This window comes from Streptomyces albidicamelliae (assembly GCF_025642175.1).
Classification (GTDB): Bacteria; Actinomycetota; Actinomycetes; order Streptomycetales; family Streptomycetaceae; genus Streptomyces; species Streptomyces albidocamelliae.
The window spans coordinates 1,097,683-1,114,046 of record NZ_CP106795.1 but is presented as its reverse complement, the minus strand read 5'-3'; the positions used below and the strand labels follow the sequence as shown (position 1 = coordinate 1,114,046).

The following is a 16,364-nucleotide window of genomic DNA, read 5'->3' as shown; positions in this document are numbered from 1 at the left end:
GCATGTACGGTCCCGACGGCCCCACTCTGCGCGAACTCGCCGTACAGGCGCTGTCCTCCGTCGAGCACGGATACGACCTGCTGGCCCCGAAGTTCGACCACACCCCCTTCCGGACGCCCGACTCGGTCCTGGAGTCCGTGGGCAGGGAGCTCGCCCCGGCCGGCCCCTTCGCGGACGGACTCGACCTGTGCTGCGGCACGGGCGCCGGCACGGAGGTGCTCACCGGGCTGTGCCGGAACAGCGTCACCGGGCTGGACTTCAGCGCCGGGATGCTCGACGTCGCCCGGCGCCGGGTCCGGCCGGGCGCCGGGCCCACGATCGCCTGGGTACGCGGCGACGCCCGGGCCCTGCCGTTCACGGCCGCCTTCGATCTCGTCGTCTCCTTCGGGGCGTTCGGCCACTTCCTGCCCCGTGAACTGCCGACTCTCTTCCGTCAGGTGCACGGGGCCCTGCGCCCCGGCGGCCGCTTCGCCTTCCCCGTCCTCGCCCCGCCGCGCCCCACGCACCCCGCCTACTGGACACTGCTCGGCTTCGACGCGGTGATGCGGGTGCGCAACGCGCTGTGGCGGCCGCCGTTCGTCATGTACTACCGGGCCTTCCGCCTCGGCGCGGTGCTGGCGGAGCTGGACCGCGCCGGTTTCGCGGTCGAGCTGTCCGCGCTCGCCGCGTTCGGGCGGCGCGACGACGGCAGCCCGCGGGCCCGCCTGGTGGTGGCACGCCGGCTCAGCCCGCCGCCGGCAGCGTGAACTCGTAGACCAGCGCGTCCCGTTCGGCGGTCACCACCAGATCGGTGATCTCCAGCGGGCGGGCGTACTGGTCGTGCACCCGCCGCGTGACCCGGACCGAGGCCGTGTCCCCCAGCTGCGAGATGGCGTCCCGGTGGTGCAGGGTCAGACCGGCCCTGCGCATCCAGTCGTAGGCCCGCCGCAGCTGCGCCGGGGTCGCGCCGTCCGCCCGGTCCCGGTAGCGGGCCAGCTCCGCCACCTCGGCCAGGGCCACCGCCGAGAACGACGTCACCGCCGCCCGCAGCGAGCGGCCGTCCGGCGCGACCGAGCGGTAGCGGTGCACCAGGGTCGGCCGGTGCGGGGCCAGGCCCAGCACCTCGGCGTGCTCCGCCGGGGGCACCTCCCAGGTCACCGTGGCCCGGTCGACCGCGCACGGGTCCGCCGAGCGGGCGCCGACCGGGAAGGCGAGCGACTGGGGGCCTCGACCGGCCCGCCGGGCAGCGTGGCGTGGCTGCCCCGCCGGTCGGTGGCCACGGCGCCGCTGCGGCGCAGCATCTCCAGCGCCTGCCGGACGGTCTCCCGGCTGACCCCGAAGTGCGCCGCCAAGTGCCGTTCGGACGGCAGTCGTTCCCCCGGTGGGATGACGCCGTCACGTAGTTCGTCGAGGAGCAGTGTCGCGACCTGCGCGTAGAGGGGCCGGTCGGTGCTCTGCGGGGGCTGGTTCGCGGTGGTGCGGGCCATGCCGCGCCCTCCTGTGGTGACAAGACGTAGCCGTGCGGGCTCATTGCGCGACCACAATTAGCATTGGTCTAAACCACAAGGGAAGAGCGGCCGGGTGGTTCGGCCGAAAGAAACCCGCGCCGGCCGCGCGCCGGCCGCGGGTGTCACAGAGCCCGGTACAGGGCGTCGACGAGTGCCGTCTTCCGCGGATCGTCGGCGATGCGCGGGCCCATCCGGTTCATGACGTAGCCCAGCGACACCCCCGCGTCCGGGTCGGCGAGCCCGCACGAGCCCCCGAACCCGTCATGACCGAAAGCCCGCGGGTTCGGGCCGTACGACCCGTGCGCCCCGCTGAGCCACAGCCCGAGTCCGATCTCCGTCTCGCCCTCGAAGCCGGCCCCGAGCACCAGATCGCGGCAGCTCCCCTGCCCCTCGCGCACCCGCTCGGCCGCCTCGGGCGACAGGATTCGCCGGCCGCCGTACGTCCCCCGCCCGGCCAGGACGCCGTACAGCGCGGCCACGGCCCGGGCGGTGCCGTGCCCGTTCGCGGCGGGGATCTCCGCCGCCCGCCACTCGGGCGAGTTCGCCTCGGCGGCACCGACCGGCGGATTGGCCAGGGCCGCCAGAGCCACCGGCGCCAACTGCCGGAACACCGCCGTCTGTTCACCGGCCGCCGCGGACGAGGGACGCACCAGCTCGGCGGCGCGGCCCGCCTCCTTCGCCGGCAGCCCGAACGTGAAGTCGATCCCGAGTGGCCCGGTGACCTCCCGTTCCAGGAAGGCCCCCGGCCGCAGCCCCGAGATGCGCCGGACGACCTCGCCGACCAGGAAGCCGTACGTCAGCGCGTGGTACCCGGACCGCGTGCCCGGCTCCCACCACGGCTCGGTGCGGGCCAGCCGGGCGGTGGTCAGCTCCCAGTCGCACAGCTCGGACAGGGAGTGCGGCTCGCGCAGCCCGCACAGTCCGGCCCGGTGCGACAGCAGATGGCGTACCAGCACCCGTTCCTTGCCCGCCGCCGCGAACTCCGGCCAGTACGCTGCCACGGGGGCGTCCAGGTCGAGCAGTCCCCGGTCCGCGAGGATGTGCGCGCACAGGGCCACCGGGCCCTTGCCGGTCGACCACACGTTCACCAGCGTGTCCCGCTCCCAGCGCCGGGTACGGTCCGCGTCCGCCCAACCGCCCCACAGGTCCACCACCGTCTCCCCGCCGACGGTGACCGCCACCGCGGCGCCGAGTTCGCCCCGCTCGCGGAAATTGGCCTCGAAGGCCTCGCGTACCGCGGCGAACCGCGGGTCGCAGTGTCCCCCGACCCGGGCCCGCGCCGTCTCCTGCGTCCCGGTCCTGTGCGGTTCGTGCACCGACATGCGGCCTCCGTCGTCGCCGTGGAGCCCCGGCCGCGACGCCGCGAACGGGGCAGGGAGAACGTACCGACTGGTCGGACTGGAGGGAAGGGGGAGGGGCGGCGGGAGCCGCCCCGTACCGCTCTGCGCTACGCGTACGACCGCAGCCAGTACAACTGGGCCGCCTCCTGGTAGGGGCCGCCGCCCTCGTGGTCGTTGAAGTCGTAGACCTCGATCGCCTTGTCCTCGTGCGCCCAGGCGTTGAACGCGGCGAACACGGTGGAGGGCGGGCAGGTCTGGTCCTCCAGGGCGGCCGAGAACAGGGCCGGGGCCCGGCCGCGGGCGGCGAAGTGCACCCCGTCGAAATAGGACAGGGTGCGCAGCACGTCCGCCGCGCGGCCCCGGTGCGTCTTCAGGAACAGGGTGATCTCCCGGTATGGGTGACGGTCCGTCAGGGTCGCCGCGCGCGGGAAGTCGCACAGGAACGGCACGTCCGGGGCGACCGCGACCAGGTCGGGGACCAGTGCGCCCACCGCGAGGGAGATGCCGCCGCCCTGGCTGGCGCCGAGCGCCACGGTCCGCGCCGCGTCGGCCAGGGGGTGGGAACGGGCCGCCTCGACCGCGCGGACGGCGTCCGTGAACACCCGGCGGTAGTAGTAGTTCTCGGGGGCGTCCACGCCCCGGGTCAGGAACCCCGGGTAGGCCGGCGCGGCTCCCACCGGGTCCGCGGTGCCGCCTCCGCCGCCCCAGGCGCTGCCCTGCCCGCGCGTGTCCATCAGGAAGTGCGCCCGGCCGCTCGACGCCCACAGCAGGTTCTCGTGCGGCAGCCCGCGGCCGCCGCCGTAGCCGAGGAACTCGACGACCAGCGGGAGCGGCTCCGTCGCGCCGGCCGGCAGCCGCAGCCAGCCCTTGACGGGATGGCCGCCGAAGCCGGCGAACGTGACGTCGTACACCTCGACGGTCGACAGTCCGCTCTCCACCCGCTCGAAGCGGGCGTCCAGTTCGTGTGCGCGCGCCTCCTGGAGGGTCGTGTCCCAGAACGCGTCGAAGCCCTCGGGCTCGGTGGACTCACTGCGGTAGTCGCGCAGTTCGTCGAGGGGTAGGTCGAACAGGGGCATCAACAACCGCCTTTACGTACGTGCCGTCCGGGTCGAACGAATGGGTGAAGGTGAAGGCGTGCGGCGCCGGACCGTGGTCGTGGACATGTTCCAGCCGGGAGACCCCGTCCTGCCAGGTGGGGGTCACACCGTCGGGGACCCACCAGATCACGTGGCTCGGGTGCCTCCTCCTCTCGAACCAGTCGTGGCGCTTGTTCAGCGCCGCACGGTGCGGACCCGTGTAGACGGCGTCGAAGGCGGAGCGCAGGCCGGTCCAGAGCGAGAGGGTCGCGGCCAGCGCGGTCGTTTCCGCCGTACGGCCCTTGCCGTACCAGGCCGGTACGGCGAACTCCCCCCATGCACCCCAGTTCGCGCCGAAGAGCATGCCCCGCTCACCGTCCGCCGCTTCGGCATGGGCGAGGTACCCGGGGTGCCGGCCGATGCTCCGGTAGACGTCCTCACCCGTGTCGTAGAACTCGCGTGTGGCTGGTCCGGGATCGGCGAGAGGTGACTTCAGGACTCCGAACGTGTACAGCGCAAGACGGGGCACGCGTCTCTCCCTGGTCGGGGATGCCTCAAGCCGAAGGAACTCCGGTGCGACCGTGGGCGATCGTCGAGGACCAGGGGAAGGTAGCCGCCTTCGCGGGCCATGTCGAAGTTGCGTTTTTCCGGCCCAAGTGGCCTCCCACACCGTTCATTTCAGCGCCGGGCGACTGCCACGTGGCGGGCCGGCCGCCTCGGACGGTACGCGGATGTGTCACGTCCTCGGCTGGGTCCACCTCGGGCCCGTCCTGGCCCATTCCCGCTCCCACTCGGCCAGCCGGTGGCGGAGCGCGAACCGCCGGGCGATTCCGTGCCCGAGGATCACCACCCCGGCCGCGCCGCCCGCCGCGCACAGGCCGAACGTCACCGAGTGCTGCCAGACCGCCACGTCGTCGGGTGGCGGGGCGACACTGCGGCCCCGGGAGTCGAACCACACGGGTACGACCTCACCGGTGTGCGTCCCCGCCGGGACACGGACCCACGCCGTTCGGGGTGCCTTTCCCGGTTCCGTCCAGCGCACCTGGGCGCGGTAGGGATGCTCGCGGTCGCCCTGCCCGGAGGCCAGCCGCTCGGGCGGGTCGCCGATCACCGTGGCCCGCACCTGGTGGCGCTCGGCTCGCTGAGCCGCGGCGAGCGACCGCGCCTGATCGTGGGCGTGCAGCCCCGCGGCGATCCCGACCAGGGGTACGACCACCGACAGCAGGACGGCGACCACCAGCACCGTCCACGCCTCCACGACGTCCGACCTGCGTCGCAGCGGATTGCGCCGCCAGCGCCAGCCACGCACCCGGGTACGCATGTCCACCTCCTCGCCGGGGCCGGAGGGTCGGAGCGAGCCGGTCCTCGGGCCCGTCGCCCCCTCCGCCCGCGCACACGCGCGTCCACCCGTCTCGTACCCCGTACGGCGCACCTCGCGCATGCCGTGCACCGCGAGTTCAAGCCCGCGTGACGCACGGAACGCGCCATGCGCCCCACCATCGCGCGACCGACCTCCCCGCGCGACCGGAGCACAGACCGCAGCCGCATTGCTACGGAGAGCGGCTGCGTGCGGGGGGGGGGGGGGGGGGGGGGCGAGTGGCGGCTGTCGGCCGACGGCCCGGGGTGTCGTCCTGGCGGGAACCCGGGATGGCCCAGGAGGGTGGCGAGGGCGTCGGCTTCGGGCTGACGCAGCCGATACGGGGCCTGCGGGCGGGGGAGAGTCGCGGCTGTCGGCTGATGGCCCGGGGTGTCGTCGTGGCGGGACCCCGGGGCGGCCTGGGAGGGGCGCGAGGGCGTCGGCTTCCGGCTGGCAGCTCGCGCGCGAGCGCCGAACGGCAACCAGTCGGCGGGGGTGTGCGGTTGCACCGGCGCCGGCCTCCCCGGCCTCGGGCAGAGCCCACCCGAGGCTTCCGCGGGTCTCTGCCGCGGCGACCGGCTGATCTCGACCCGAGCGCCGGCCGGAGGCCGGGGGAGACGTCGGGCGGGGGCGGCCGAAGCCGTCAACGGGAGGCGCGCCGAAGCCGTCAGCCGGAGGGGTGGGCCGCGGCGCCGGTCAGAGGTCAGCGGAAGCGTCGGCCAGAGGTTGTCCCGAGCGCGGGGGAGGGGGCGGCCGAAGCCGTCGGCCACAGGTGTCGGCCGAGGCGCCGGTCAGAGGTAAGCGGAAGCGCCGGGCAGGGGTCGGGCGAGCCGTCGGTCGGAGGTCCGCGCGAGCCGTCGGTCGGAGGTCCGCCGGGCCCGTCGGTCGGAGGTCGGCCGACGGGGACGGGTGTCTCAGCCGAAGCGTTCGATGCGGATGTGTTCCACCGGCTGGCCCGCCTCGACCAGGAGGCGGGAAGCGTGTTCGGCGAAGCCGTTGGAGCCGCACACATAGGCCTCCCAGCCACCGGTCGGCCGCTCCGCCAGGAGCGGTGCGACGTGTGCGGCCGTCATACGCCCCACCGGAACTCCCGCCGGGGCGCCGCGGGTGTACACCGGCGTCGTCTCCGCACCCAGTTCCCGCGCGTAGATCAGTTCCTCGGGGCTCCGGGCGGACACCAGCATCCGCAGCGGCACGGTGAGTCCGCGCCGGCGGTGGTGGCGGACCATCGACATCAGCGGCACGATCCCGGAGCCGGCGCCGAGCAGCAGCGCGGGGCGGTCGCCGGGCCAGGCGAAGAAGCCGCTCAGCGGGCCGCGCACCTCGATCGTGTCGCCGGGCCTGGCCACCGTGTGGAACCACCCGGAGACCTCCCCGTCCGGCACCCGGTCCAGGGTCAGCTCGATGTGCCCGGAGTCGTCGGGCGCCGACGCGATCGAGTAGTGGCGCTGCGCCACATAGCCGTCCGGGGCGGTCAGCCGCAGCATCAGGTGCTGGCCGGGCAGATGGCCCGCCCAGCGCGGCACCGCGAGCCGGAAGGTCGAGGCGTGCGGGGTCTCGCGCCGGATCTCCGTCAGGGTGGCGGTCTGCCACGTCGCGGCCACCTGACCGCTCACCTCGATGCGCCCGGGCACGGCGAACCGCGGCACGCCGGTGCCGGCCGGGGCGGAGGAGGTCGCGCTGTTAGTCACCGTCTCAGTCACCGGAGTACCGCTGCTCCTCCCAGGGGTTGCCGCGCGCGTGGTAGCCGTTCTTCTCCCAGAAGCCCGGCTCGTCGTGGTCGAGGAGCGTGATCCCCGCGATCCACTTGGCGCTCTTCCAGAAGTACAGGTGCGGCACCACCAGCCGGGCGGGACCGCCGTGCTCGGGCGGCAGCGGCGCGCCGTCGTACTCCCAGACGATCCAGGCACGCCCCCCGGTCAGGTCGGCCAGCGGCAGGTTGGCGGTGTACCCCGTGTGGGAACGGGCGACGGCATGTGTGGCGGACCCATGGGGTCGCACCACATCGAAGAAGGCGTCCAGCGAGACACCGCCGAAGCGCACGCCGAACTTCGACCAGCCGGTCACGCAGTGGATGTCACCGTCGTACGCCGACGCCGGGAGCGCGTGCGCCGCGTCCCAGTCCCAGGTGTGCGGCTGCTCCACCAGTCCGTCGATGCGGAAGGACCAGTCGGAGGCCGCGAGGTCGGGAGTGACCTCGGCGGACAGGACGGGCCAGTCGTCGCGCGCGTCGTACTGCCCGGGCGGCAGCCCCGGATCGTGGACGCGCGGACGGCCCGTGAAGCCTCGCGTGACGTTCATGGTTACACCGTACTGTGTCGTTCCGCGTGCCCCTGCCCTGGTCACCGCTGTGCGCCGGCCGGATCATTGCGGCCGCGTGAACTCTGTGCCGGCGCGGGAATAGGGGTCCGCCGCTCCCGCTTGCCGTTCAGTGCGGCGCTCAGTGCCGGCTCCGGTGGCCGGTGACGATGCCGGAGGAGCGAGGAGAGGAAGAGGATGCGCAAGGCCCCCGTCTTCAGGACCGTGATCGAGGTGACCGCGTGAGCCGCACCACCGGTTCCGGCGCCCCCGGCCCGAGTGCCGCCGGCGTCCCGCACGTCCTCGACAACCCCGCCCTCGCCTCCCTGACGGGGCCGCACGCCCACTTCGCCGAGCGGCGCGGCCGGGTGCTGCGCTACCCCGTCGACGTGTCGCCGTGGCTGGCGCTGCCCGCCGATCCGGACGCGCGGGACTGGGCGGACCTCGCCGCGCTGGCCGGTCCGGGGGCCGAGGTCCCGCTGCCCGGGTTCCGCGGGGAGGTGCCGGCGGACTGGGAGATCACCTTCCGGGTCGAGGGGGTGCAGCTCGTGGACGACGGCCTGGCCGCCGCACCGGACGCGGAGGCGGTCCGGCTCGGCCCGGCGGACGTGCCCGAGATGCTCGACCTCGTGACGCGCACCCGGCCGGGCCCGTTCCTGCCGCGCACCGTCGAACTCGGCACCTACCTCGGCATCCGTCGCGACGGCGCGCTGATCGCCATGGCGGGCGAGCGGCTGCACCCGCCGGGCTGGACCGAGATCAGCGCGGTCTGCACGGACCCCGCGTTCCGCGGGAAGGGGCTGGCCGGCCGTCTGATCCTCGCGGTCGCCCACGGCATACGGGAGCGGGGCGAGACACCGTTCCTGCACACGAGCGCCGAGAACGCGAGTGCCATCCGGCTGTACGAGTCCCTCGGCTTCCGGCTGCGCCGCCGTACCGCGTTCCTGGCCGCGCGGGCGCCCGAGCGGCTGGCGGACGGCCTGGCCGCGGTGCCGGTGGCGTAGCCGGACGCCGGGCGGGCCGCGCTCGGGCTCCGTCAGTCGGAGTCCGCGCCGGCCGGCCCGGCGTTGTACCGCTCCAGATAGGCCGCGAACCGGATCAGGTCCTCCGCCGGCCAGGTGGCGAGCCGCTCCCGGAACGCGGCCCGGCGACTGCGGGTGACCTGGGCGAGGATCTCCTCGCCGGCCCCGGTCAGATGCAGCACCTGGACCCGGTGGTCCTCCGGGTCCAGCCGGCGTTCGATCAGCCCGGCCCGCTCCAGCGCGGCCACCTGCCGGCTCACCGTGGACTTGTCCAGGGCGTAGTGGGCCGCCAGATCGGTGGCCCGGCAGCCGCCGCGCTCCTCCAGGTGCCCGAGCAGGGTGTACGACACCAGGGACAGCTCCGGGTGCATGCGTCCCGCCGACGCGCGGGCCCGGCGCGCGAAGACCGTCATCTCGCGCTGGATCGTCTCGACGGCCGACTCCGCCTCCGGTGTGCTCACGGGAATACCTCCTCCGGCGTTCTAGTTGTATAGTACAACTTGAGCTGAGAGTTGTATAAGCCAACCATTTGGAGGCCGTACGCGATGAGGTCACCGGCACTGCGCCATGTGCTCACGCACCTGGTCACCCCGCTGCTGATGTGCATAGGCATGGGGCTCGCGTACATGGGGGCCTTCGTCACCCCGGAGCCGCACCACCTGCCGGTGGCGATCGTCGGCAGCGGCCCACAGGCCAAGGTCTTCGCGCAGACGGTGAAGGACACCACGGGGGACAGGCTCGACGTCCGCACCGTCCCCACCCGCGCCGACGCCGTCGGCCTCCTGAAGTCCCGCGAGGTGACCGGCGCCTACGTGCCCGGTGCCAAGGCCCCCGAGCTGATGGTGGCCACGGCCGCCTCCGACATGGGCGCCACGGCCGTGGAAAAGGTCTTCACGCCGGTCGCCGCGAAGGAGGGCGCGCCGCTGAAGGTCACCGACGTGGCCGCGCCGGTCGCCGACGACCCCACCGGGCAGGGGCTGTTCTTCCTGCTGATCGCCCTGAGCATCGGTTCCTACGCCTCGGTCGCCGCGCTCGGTGCCGGGGGCGCCGCCCTCGCGATGCGGGTGCGCGCACTGCTCGCCCTCGGGGTGTCCGCCGTGGTCAGCGGCATCGGCGCGCTGCTCGCCGGGCCGGTGTTCCACCTCGCGCACCACGATCTCGCCGGTGTGTGGGGGATGGCCTGGCTGTACTCGGCGGGCATCCTCCTGATCGGCGTCGGCCTGCACACCTTCCTCAAGCGCTGGACCACGCTGACCATGATGGTGCTGTTCGTGATGCTGAACTTCACGAGCTCCGGCGGGTTGTTCCGGCCCGAGCTGCAGAACGGCTTCTTCGGCACGCTGCACGCCTTCTGGAACGGCGCGGGCTTCGTGGAGGGCGTCCGCAGCCTGCTGTACTTCGACGGCGACGGCCTCGCGTCCGACGTGTGGACCCTGGTGGTCTGGCTGCTCGTGGGCCTCGCCGCGACCGGCCTCGCGGCCCTGTACGAGCGGCCCCGCCGGGCTCGGCACGCCGCCGCCGCGGCCGGGAGCACGCCGGCGCCCGGGACCACCGCCGGGTCCCCCGAACCCGTCGCGGAGCCGGACGCCGACCGCGCGGCGCGGGAGGCCGAGGAAGAGGTCGAGGAGACGGTCGGCGTCTGACCTCCGGACCGGACAGGCCGGGCCCCTCGACGACTGCCTCGCGGGCCGGTACGGGACGGGAGTTCCGACGACCGCCCCGCGGGCCGGTACCGGACGGGAATTCCTGCGTCCGGCCTCCTGGCCGGGGTCGGGGGTGGATCTTGGGGTTCGGCCTCCTGTCCGGGGTCGGGGGTGGATCTTGGGGTTCGGCCTCCTGTCCGGGGTCGGGGGTGGATCTTGGCGTCCGCCCTCCCGACCGGCGTCGGCAGTGAACCCCGGTCCGCCCTCTCGGCCGGCGTCGGCAGCGAAGCCTGGCGTCCGCCCTACCGGCCGGTACCCGCCGGGGGGCAACGGCGTCCGCCCTCCGGACCGGCGTCGGCAGTGAACCCCGGTCCGCCCTCTCGGCCGGCGTCGGCAGCGAAATCCGACGTCCGCCCTCTCGGTCGGCACCGGCAGCGAACCCTGGCGTCCGCCCTACCGGCCGGTACCCGCCGGGGGGGCAACGGCGTCCGCCCTCCGGACCGGCCCCGGCAGTGAACCCCGGTGTCCGCCCTCTCGGCCGGCACCGGCAGCGAAATCCGACGTCCGCCCTCTCGGTCGGCACCGGCAGTGAACCCTGGCGTCCGTCCTACCGGCCGGTACCCGCCGGGGGGCAACGGCGTCCGCCCTCCGGGCCGGCGTAGGCAGTGAACCCCGGTGTCCGCCCTCTCGGCCGGCACCGCAGCGAAATCCGACGTCCGCCCTCCGGCCGGCGTAGGCAGTGAACCCCGGTGTCCGCCCTCTCGGCCCGCACCGGCAGTGAACCCTGGCGTCCGCCCTACCGGCCGGTACCCGCCGGGGGGCAACGGTGTCCGTCCTCCTGACCGGTGCGGGTGAGGAACGGCGAGGAACCGCACGGCCCGACGGGCCGGCCAGTGCGGGCCGTAGGGCAGAGGCGCCCCCTCGCAGCCGGCAGCCCCCGACGTCGCCGGACCGCGGACCGCCCGCGCCCCGCCCCCGCCCCGGTGGCCGTGCCCCGTCATCCCCCCGTCCCTCCGATCGTCACCACCCGGGCCCACGCCGGGGGTGTGTCAGGGCGGTAGTCGGGGTTGTTCTCGTTCGGGGCGCGGCCGGTGCGGGGGAACAGGCCCACCACCGTGCGGCACGGCGGGCGTGCTTCCGGCCACGGCGTCCGGCCGTCGGTCAGGACCACGATCACGTCGGGGCGTGCCTTCAGCGCCCGGGCGAAGCCCTGGCGCAGATCCGTCCCGCCGCCGCCCACCAGCTCGATGCCCTCCGCGCGGCACAGGGGCAGCACGGTGCCGGCCGCGGCGTCGCACGACAGCACACTGACCAGCTCCCGCCGCCCGCCCACGGCCCGGCAGATCGCCGCGACCTCCAGCAGCGCGCTGCCCAGTTCGGCGTCGCTGACCGATCCCGACGTGTCGACGACCACGCACACCCGCGGCGGTCTGCGCCGCAGGCTCGGCAGGACGACACCGGGCAGCCCGGCCGACCGCCGCGCCGGCCGGCCGTAGCTGTAGTCCTCGCCCGCACCCGGGCCGGACACCGCGGAGCGCACGGCCGCCCCGAGCAACTGCCGCCACGGCTGCGGCGGATGGAACGCCTCCTCGGCCCAGCGGCGCCAACCCCGTGGGGCGCTGCCGGGCCGGCCGTTGATGGCCTGCGCCACCCGGAACCGGACGGCGTCCCGCTCCTGGTCGCTCAGCCCGTGCGCGCCGTCCGGGCCCACGTCCCACTCGCGCGCGAGCCCGTCGGCCCCGCTGCCGCAGTCCAGCCAGGCCAGCCGCGCCAGGTGCGGCCCCAGCCGGAACAGGTGCAGGTAGTCCTCCAGCAGCTCGCCCTCGGGCAGCCCCAGCCGCCCCGGGGTCACGGCTCCCTCGGGCCGTACGAGGCCGTCGCCGTACACGTCGTCGTTGATCTCGCAGTCCGCGGCGATGTTCATCCGCAGCCGGTCCCCGGCGCCGGTCAGCCCCCGTCGGCGGGCGACCCGGTCGCTGCGCCCGTGATGGTCCCGCAGCAGATGGGAGACCTCGTGCACCCACACCCCGGCCAGTTCCTCCACCGGCATGCGGTCCACGAATCCGGGGGAGACGTAGCACCGCCAGTGCCGGTCCACGGCCATCGTCGGCACCTGCCGCGACTCCACCGGGTGCAGGGCGAACAGCGCCGTCGCCAGATAGGGCCGTACCCGTGCCGCGTGCAGCCGTGCGGCGAACAGCTTGCCGAGGTCCAGCGCCCCCGCCGCCCCCACCGTCATCGACTCCTCCGCCGTCATCGGCTCCCCCGTGCGGCGGGCGTCGCCCGGCGGGCGGCGTCGTCGGCCCGCCGGGACAGGGTCACGACCCCGGACAGCTGCTCGATCGCCGCCGGTACGTCCCAGTCGTCGCGGCGCAGCGAGGCCAGCGTGGACGCCGGTACGACCACCACGTCCGGCGCACCGGTCTCCACCGCCCGCACCAGCAGCTCCCAGGCCGCCTCCCAGCGGGCGCGTTCCGGCCGGTTGCGGACCGCCTCCACCACCCCGTCCAGCACGGCCTGCCGAAGGTCCCCGCGCCGGGGCAGCTCGGCGCCCGCCGGGTCGGCGAGCAGGGTCTCCGGGTCGGGCAGGTCCATCCGGTCGAGGGCCGCCAGCAGCTCCAGGCCCGGACCGTCCCCGACGGTGCCCCGGACCAGCAGCGACAGCACGTCGCGGGACGCTCCGGCGGCGGTCGCGAAGGCGAGCAGCCGCAGGGTCGCCTCCCAGCTGCGGGGCGACGGCCACGCACCGCCCCGGCGGCTCTCACCGCTGGGCAGCCGGTGGACCAGCCCCGGACGTGCGGTGAGGAACGCGCACACCGCGCGCCGGGCGTGGGACACGGCATCGGTCAGGCGTTCCGGGTGGAGCCGGGGCAGGGTGGCGCGCGGCCAGGTCCCGCCGAGCCCGCGTACGACGACGTCGTGGTCGTGGGTCCACTGAAGGTGCACGAACCGGTTGGCCAGGGGAGGGCTCAGCTCCCAGCCGTCGGCGGCCGAGGAGCGCGGATTGGCGGCGGCCACGACACGTATCCCGGGCGGCAGGCGCAGCGTGCCGATCCGCCGCTCCAGCACGAGCCGCAGCAGGGCCGCCTGCACCGCGGGCGGGGCGGTGGACAGCTCGTCCAGGAACAGCAGCCCCCGGCCGGCGCGGACGAGCCGTACCGCCCAGTCCGGCGGGGCCATCGGAACGCCCTGGACGGCGGGGTCGTCGCCCACGACGGGCAGGCCCGAGAAGTCGGACGGCTCGTGGACGCTCGCGATCACGGTGGTCAGGGGCAGGTCGAGGGCCGTCGCCAACTGGGTCAGGGCCGCCGTCTTGCCGATGCCGGGCTCGCCCCACAGCAGTACGGGGAGGTCGGCGGTCACGGCCAGGGTCAGCGCCTCCAGCTGGGTGTCGGCCCGCGGTTCGGTGGTGGTCTCGTGCAGCAGGGCCAACAGGTCGTCGGCCACGCCTAGTTCGGTGGCTCCGGAGTGATAGGGCATCGTGACGGAAGGAGTGCGTGCGGGCATGAGGGATCACCTTGGGGCGTGAAGTGGGCTATGGGGGAGAGGAGTTCAGCGGACGGAGGTGGCGCGGCGCGGGCGCCTGCGGGGCCGGTGCGCACGGCGGTCGGCGGCGCCCTGCGTGACGGGGACGGCGTGTCCGGGGTCGTTCAGTCCGGCGCGGTAGAGGCCGTAGGCGATGTGCCGCTCGGCGGCCGTCGCCAGGGTGTCCCGCAGGGGGCCCTCGCGGAGTACCGCCTCGGGGCCCAGCAGGGCCTCGACCACCGCCAGGGCCCCGGCGGTGTCGCCGTGGTCCAGCCGTTCCCGGACGCCGGAGAGGCAGTCCGGGCGCCGGTGCGCCGCGTCGACGGCCCGCAGACAGGGCAGCGGAGGACCGCCGAGGGCGGCCAGCAGTTCCTCGCGCCGGACCTCGGCCGGGTCGTGGTCCAGCGCGGAGAGCACGCCGTCGACCAGGCCGATCCGGTGCGTGGCGCCCCGGCACGCGACGAGCCGCGCCCCGTGCGCCGGATCAGGGTCACCGGGCGGACAAGGGGCCGGGTGGCCGGGCGCGAGCGCGGCGGCGACCAGCGGGTGCAGCCGGTCCGGGGCGAGCAGTCCGGCGCGCAGGAGTTGCAGGTCGGGCGAGAGCCGGGTCGCCGCGTCCGGCAGGACGGGCAGTGCGCGGAACCCGCCCGCCGGGTGCTCGGCCGCCTCCTCCAACGCGAAACCGCCGCCGTCCGGGACGAGTTGCAGCGTCTTCCGGCCCGCGCCGCCGAAGCGCACCGCGAAGGCACCGGGGGCGCGGCCTTCGGCGCGGAGCAGGATGGCCGCCTCCGCCGCCCAGCGGCCGACGGCACAGTCGAGGCCGGCCGGTACGAGCCCGAGGGGATCGTGATCCGGGGGCCCAGGCCCGTCGGCCCCCGATCTGACCCCCAGTTCGGGGGCCCGGCCGGCGTCCCACAGATGGCGGTGCAGGTCGAGCCGGTACCGGCGGTTCGGCCGCGGGTGCGGATGGTTGCCGGCCTCGGGGCGGTCCGGATCCCACAGGGCGAGACCGATCCGCTGGCCGGCGTCCGCCGAGGCGGGCGGGGTCCGCGCCACGAGGTGCACGGCGGACGCGCGGCCGGGTTCCCCAGCCCGGCCGGGCTCCCCGTAGCGGGCCAGGGAGAGGGTCAGGCCCGGGCGCAGCAGCCCGTCCGGCGCGATCCTCGGCATGTGCCAGCGCAGCAGGTCCGGGGCGAGCCGGCGGAGGTCGGACCGTATGCGGGCGGCGAGTTCGCGGCCGTGTACGCGGGCGACGGTACGCAGATCGAGGTCGACGTCGACGCGGGCGGCGGCACAGGCGCCCGCCCAGTCGCCGGTGCCACGGCGGACGGCCGCGGTCTCGATCATGGACGGTGGCACGGCGTACCGGCGTACGCGCAGCCACAGGGCGAGCCGGGAATCCCCGTGCGCGGTCAAGGTGGGCATCAGCACGCACCTTGCGCGGACGGGACCCCCCATCGGTAAGAGGTCTGAGTCGTCATCGCGGCGAGCGTAGCCGCCCGCCCGGCGCGGGGCACGTGGTTTTTCCGGACTCCGTTCGGCCCACGGCCCGTCCGGACCGCTGGGGTAAAGTGGCCGTCCGGTCGCGGACGTCGCGACCCCGACGAGCCATGACGAGGGGGAGGTGAGACCCATCACCGCTGTGTCAGCCTGGGTGCTCTCTCCTCATGACGGCGCGGTACACCGGCAGCGGTGACCGCGGGAGCGCCACCGGGCCCCGCGCTCCCGAAAGGCCTTCGGCTTCCATGCCCCCGACGCCCGCAACGCCCTCGACCCCCTCATCACCCGCGGATCCGCCCTCGCGTACGCCGTTGTCCTCCGCCCGGGTCGTCTCCGCGCTCCGCGCCGCCGGATGCGTCTTCGCCGAGGACGAGGCGGAACTGATCCTCGCGACCGCCCGTTGCGCCGAGGAGGCGGCCTCGATGGTGGACCGGCGCGTCGCCGGGCTCCCGCTCGAACAGGTCCTCGGCTGGGCGCGGTTCCACGGACTGCGCATCACCGTGGAGACGGGCGTGTTCGTGCCCCGCCGCCGTACCGAGTTCCTCGTCGACCAGGCGCTGGCCGCGGCGCCGGAGGCCGGCGTGGTCGTGGACCTGTGCTGTGGTTCCGGCGCGCTCGGCGCGGCCCTCGCCGCCGCCCTGGACGGTGCCGAGGTGCACGCGGCCGACATCGACCCGGCGGCCGTCCGCTGCGCCCGGCGCAACCTCGCGGCCGTCGGCGGCCGTGCCCATCAGGGCGACCTGTACGACGCCCTGCCCGCCGGACTGCGCGGCCGCGTCGACGTCCTGACGGCCAATGTGCCCTACGTCCCCACCGCCGAGGTCCCCCTGCTGCCGGCCGAGGCGCGCGACCACGAACCGCTGGTCGCCCTGGACGGGGGCGCGGACGGTCTCGACGTGCTGCGCCGGGTGGCCGCCGGGGCGCACGAGTGGCTGGCACCGGGCGGCTGCCTCCTGACCGAGACCGGTGAGCATCAGGCGGCGGCGGCCGGGGAGGTGCTCACCCGGGCCGGCCTGACGACCCGTCTGGCGGTCTCCGAGGAGCTGTACGCCCATGTGCTGATCGGCGTACGCCCCCTGACCGGCGTACGCCCCTGACCGATGCGCGGCCCCGGGC

The 16,364-nt window shown here is 75.0% G+C and carries 14 protein-coding genes and 1 pseudogene; 4 read left to right on the top strand and 11 right to left on the bottom strand.

What is annotated here, in order from left to right:
• Window positions 1–2: 2 nt before the first annotated feature.
• Complete coding sequence (locus N8I86_RS05340; protein WP_073894643.1) at window positions 3–746, top strand: class I SAM-dependent methyltransferase; 744 nt, start codon at window positions 3–5, stop codon at window positions 744–746.
• Here N8I86_RS05340 and N8I86_RS05335 read toward each other — a convergent pair.
• The 7 genes and pseudogenes from N8I86_RS05335 to N8I86_RS05305 all read right to left on the bottom strand — a co-directional run bounded on the left by N8I86_RS05335 (window position 724) and on the right by N8I86_RS05305 (window position 7,561).
• A pseudogene (locus tag N8I86_RS05335) lies at window positions 724–1,466 on the bottom strand (GntR family transcriptional regulator). The gene N8I86_RS05340 and the pseudogene N8I86_RS05335 sit on opposite strands and share 23 nt — an antisense overlap.
• A gap of 143 nt (window positions 1,467–1,609) precedes the next feature.
• Complete coding sequence (locus N8I86_RS05330; RefSeq protein WP_263277237.1) at window positions 1,610–2,809, bottom strand: serine hydrolase domain-containing protein; 1,200 nt, start codon at window positions 2,807–2,809, stop codon at window positions 1,610–1,612.
• A 125-nt stretch (window positions 2,810–2,934) separates the two neighbouring features.
• On the bottom strand, window positions 2,935–3,903 hold the full coding sequence (locus N8I86_RS05325) for an acetylxylan esterase (protein ID WP_263277236.1): 969 nt from the start codon (window positions 3,901–3,903) through the stop codon (window positions 2,935–2,937).
• Entirely contained in the window at window positions 3,854–4,432 is a 579-nt protein-coding gene (locus tag N8I86_RS05320) for a DUF3291 domain-containing protein (protein WP_263277235.1), read from the bottom strand. Before N8I86_RS05320 ends, N8I86_RS05325 begins: the two co-directional genes overlap by 50 nt.
• A gap of 207 nt (window positions 4,433–4,639) precedes the next feature.
• Window positions 4,640–5,224: an Rv1733c family protein gene (locus N8I86_RS05315; protein WP_198960423.1), complete on the bottom strand. Its 585-nt coding sequence runs from the start codon at window positions 5,222–5,224 to the stop codon at window positions 4,640–4,642.
• 950 nt (window positions 5,225–6,174) lie between these two features.
• Window positions 6,175–6,894, bottom strand: coding sequence for a ferredoxin reductase (locus N8I86_RS05310; RefSeq protein ID WP_123439823.1), 720 nt, complete (start codon window positions 6,892–6,894; stop codon window positions 6,175–6,177).
• Between the two features lie 61 nt (window positions 6,895–6,955).
• Window positions 6,956–7,561, bottom strand: a complete 606-nt coding sequence (locus N8I86_RS05305; protein ID WP_073894636.1) for a sulfite oxidase-like oxidoreductase — start codon at window positions 7,559–7,561, stop codon at window positions 6,956–6,958.
• A 239-nt stretch (window positions 7,562–7,800) separates the two neighbouring features.
• Between N8I86_RS05305 and N8I86_RS05300 the strand changes: the two genes are divergently transcribed.
• A complete protein-coding gene (locus tag N8I86_RS05300; RefSeq protein WP_073894634.1) occupies window positions 7,801–8,562 on the top strand; it encodes a GNAT family N-acetyltransferase in 762 nt (253 codons plus the stop codon).
• Window positions 8,563–8,594: 32 nt separating this feature from the next.
• Here N8I86_RS05300 and N8I86_RS05295 read toward each other — a convergent pair whose 3' ends face one another.
• Complete coding sequence (locus N8I86_RS05295; RefSeq protein ID WP_073895328.1) at window positions 8,595–8,993, bottom strand: MarR family winged helix-turn-helix transcriptional regulator; 399 nt, start codon at window positions 8,991–8,993, stop codon at window positions 8,595–8,597.
• Window positions 8,994–9,125: 132 nt separating this feature from the next.
• On the opposite strand from N8I86_RS05295, the gene N8I86_RS05290 reads away from it, so the two are divergent.
• Window positions 9,126–10,223 (top strand): ABC-2 transporter permease, encoded by a 1,098-nt coding sequence (locus N8I86_RS05290; protein WP_263277234.1) that lies wholly within the window; start codon window positions 9,126–9,128, stop codon window positions 10,221–10,223.
• A gap of 997 nt (window positions 10,224–11,220) precedes the next feature.
• Here N8I86_RS05290 and N8I86_RS05285 read toward each other — a convergent pair.
• The 3 genes from N8I86_RS05285 to N8I86_RS05275 are packed head-to-tail and all read right to left on the bottom strand — an operon-like array spanning window position 11,221 to window position 15,173.
• A complete protein-coding gene (locus N8I86_RS05285; RefSeq protein ID WP_263277233.1) occupies window positions 11,221–12,480 on the bottom strand; it encodes a vWA domain-containing protein in 1,260 nt (419 codons plus the stop codon).
• On the bottom strand, window positions 12,477–13,730 hold the full coding sequence (locus tag N8I86_RS05280) for an AAA family ATPase (RefSeq protein WP_263277232.1): 1,254 nt from the start codon (window positions 13,728–13,730) through the stop codon (window positions 12,477–12,479). Before N8I86_RS05280 ends, N8I86_RS05285 begins: the two co-directional genes overlap by 4 nt.
• 45 nt (window positions 13,731–13,775) lie before the next feature.
• On the bottom strand, window positions 13,776–15,173 hold the full coding sequence (locus tag N8I86_RS05275) for a hypothetical protein (RefSeq protein ID WP_073894629.1): 1,398 nt from the start codon (window positions 15,171–15,173) through the stop codon (window positions 13,776–13,778).
• A gap of 320 nt (window positions 15,174–15,493) precedes the next feature.
• Between N8I86_RS05275 and N8I86_RS05270 the strand changes: the two genes are divergently transcribed.
• A complete protein-coding gene (locus N8I86_RS05270; protein ID WP_263277231.1) occupies window positions 15,494–16,345 on the top strand; it encodes a putative protein N(5)-glutamine methyltransferase in 852 nt (283 codons plus the stop codon).
• Window positions 16,346–16,364: the final 19 nt, after the last annotated feature.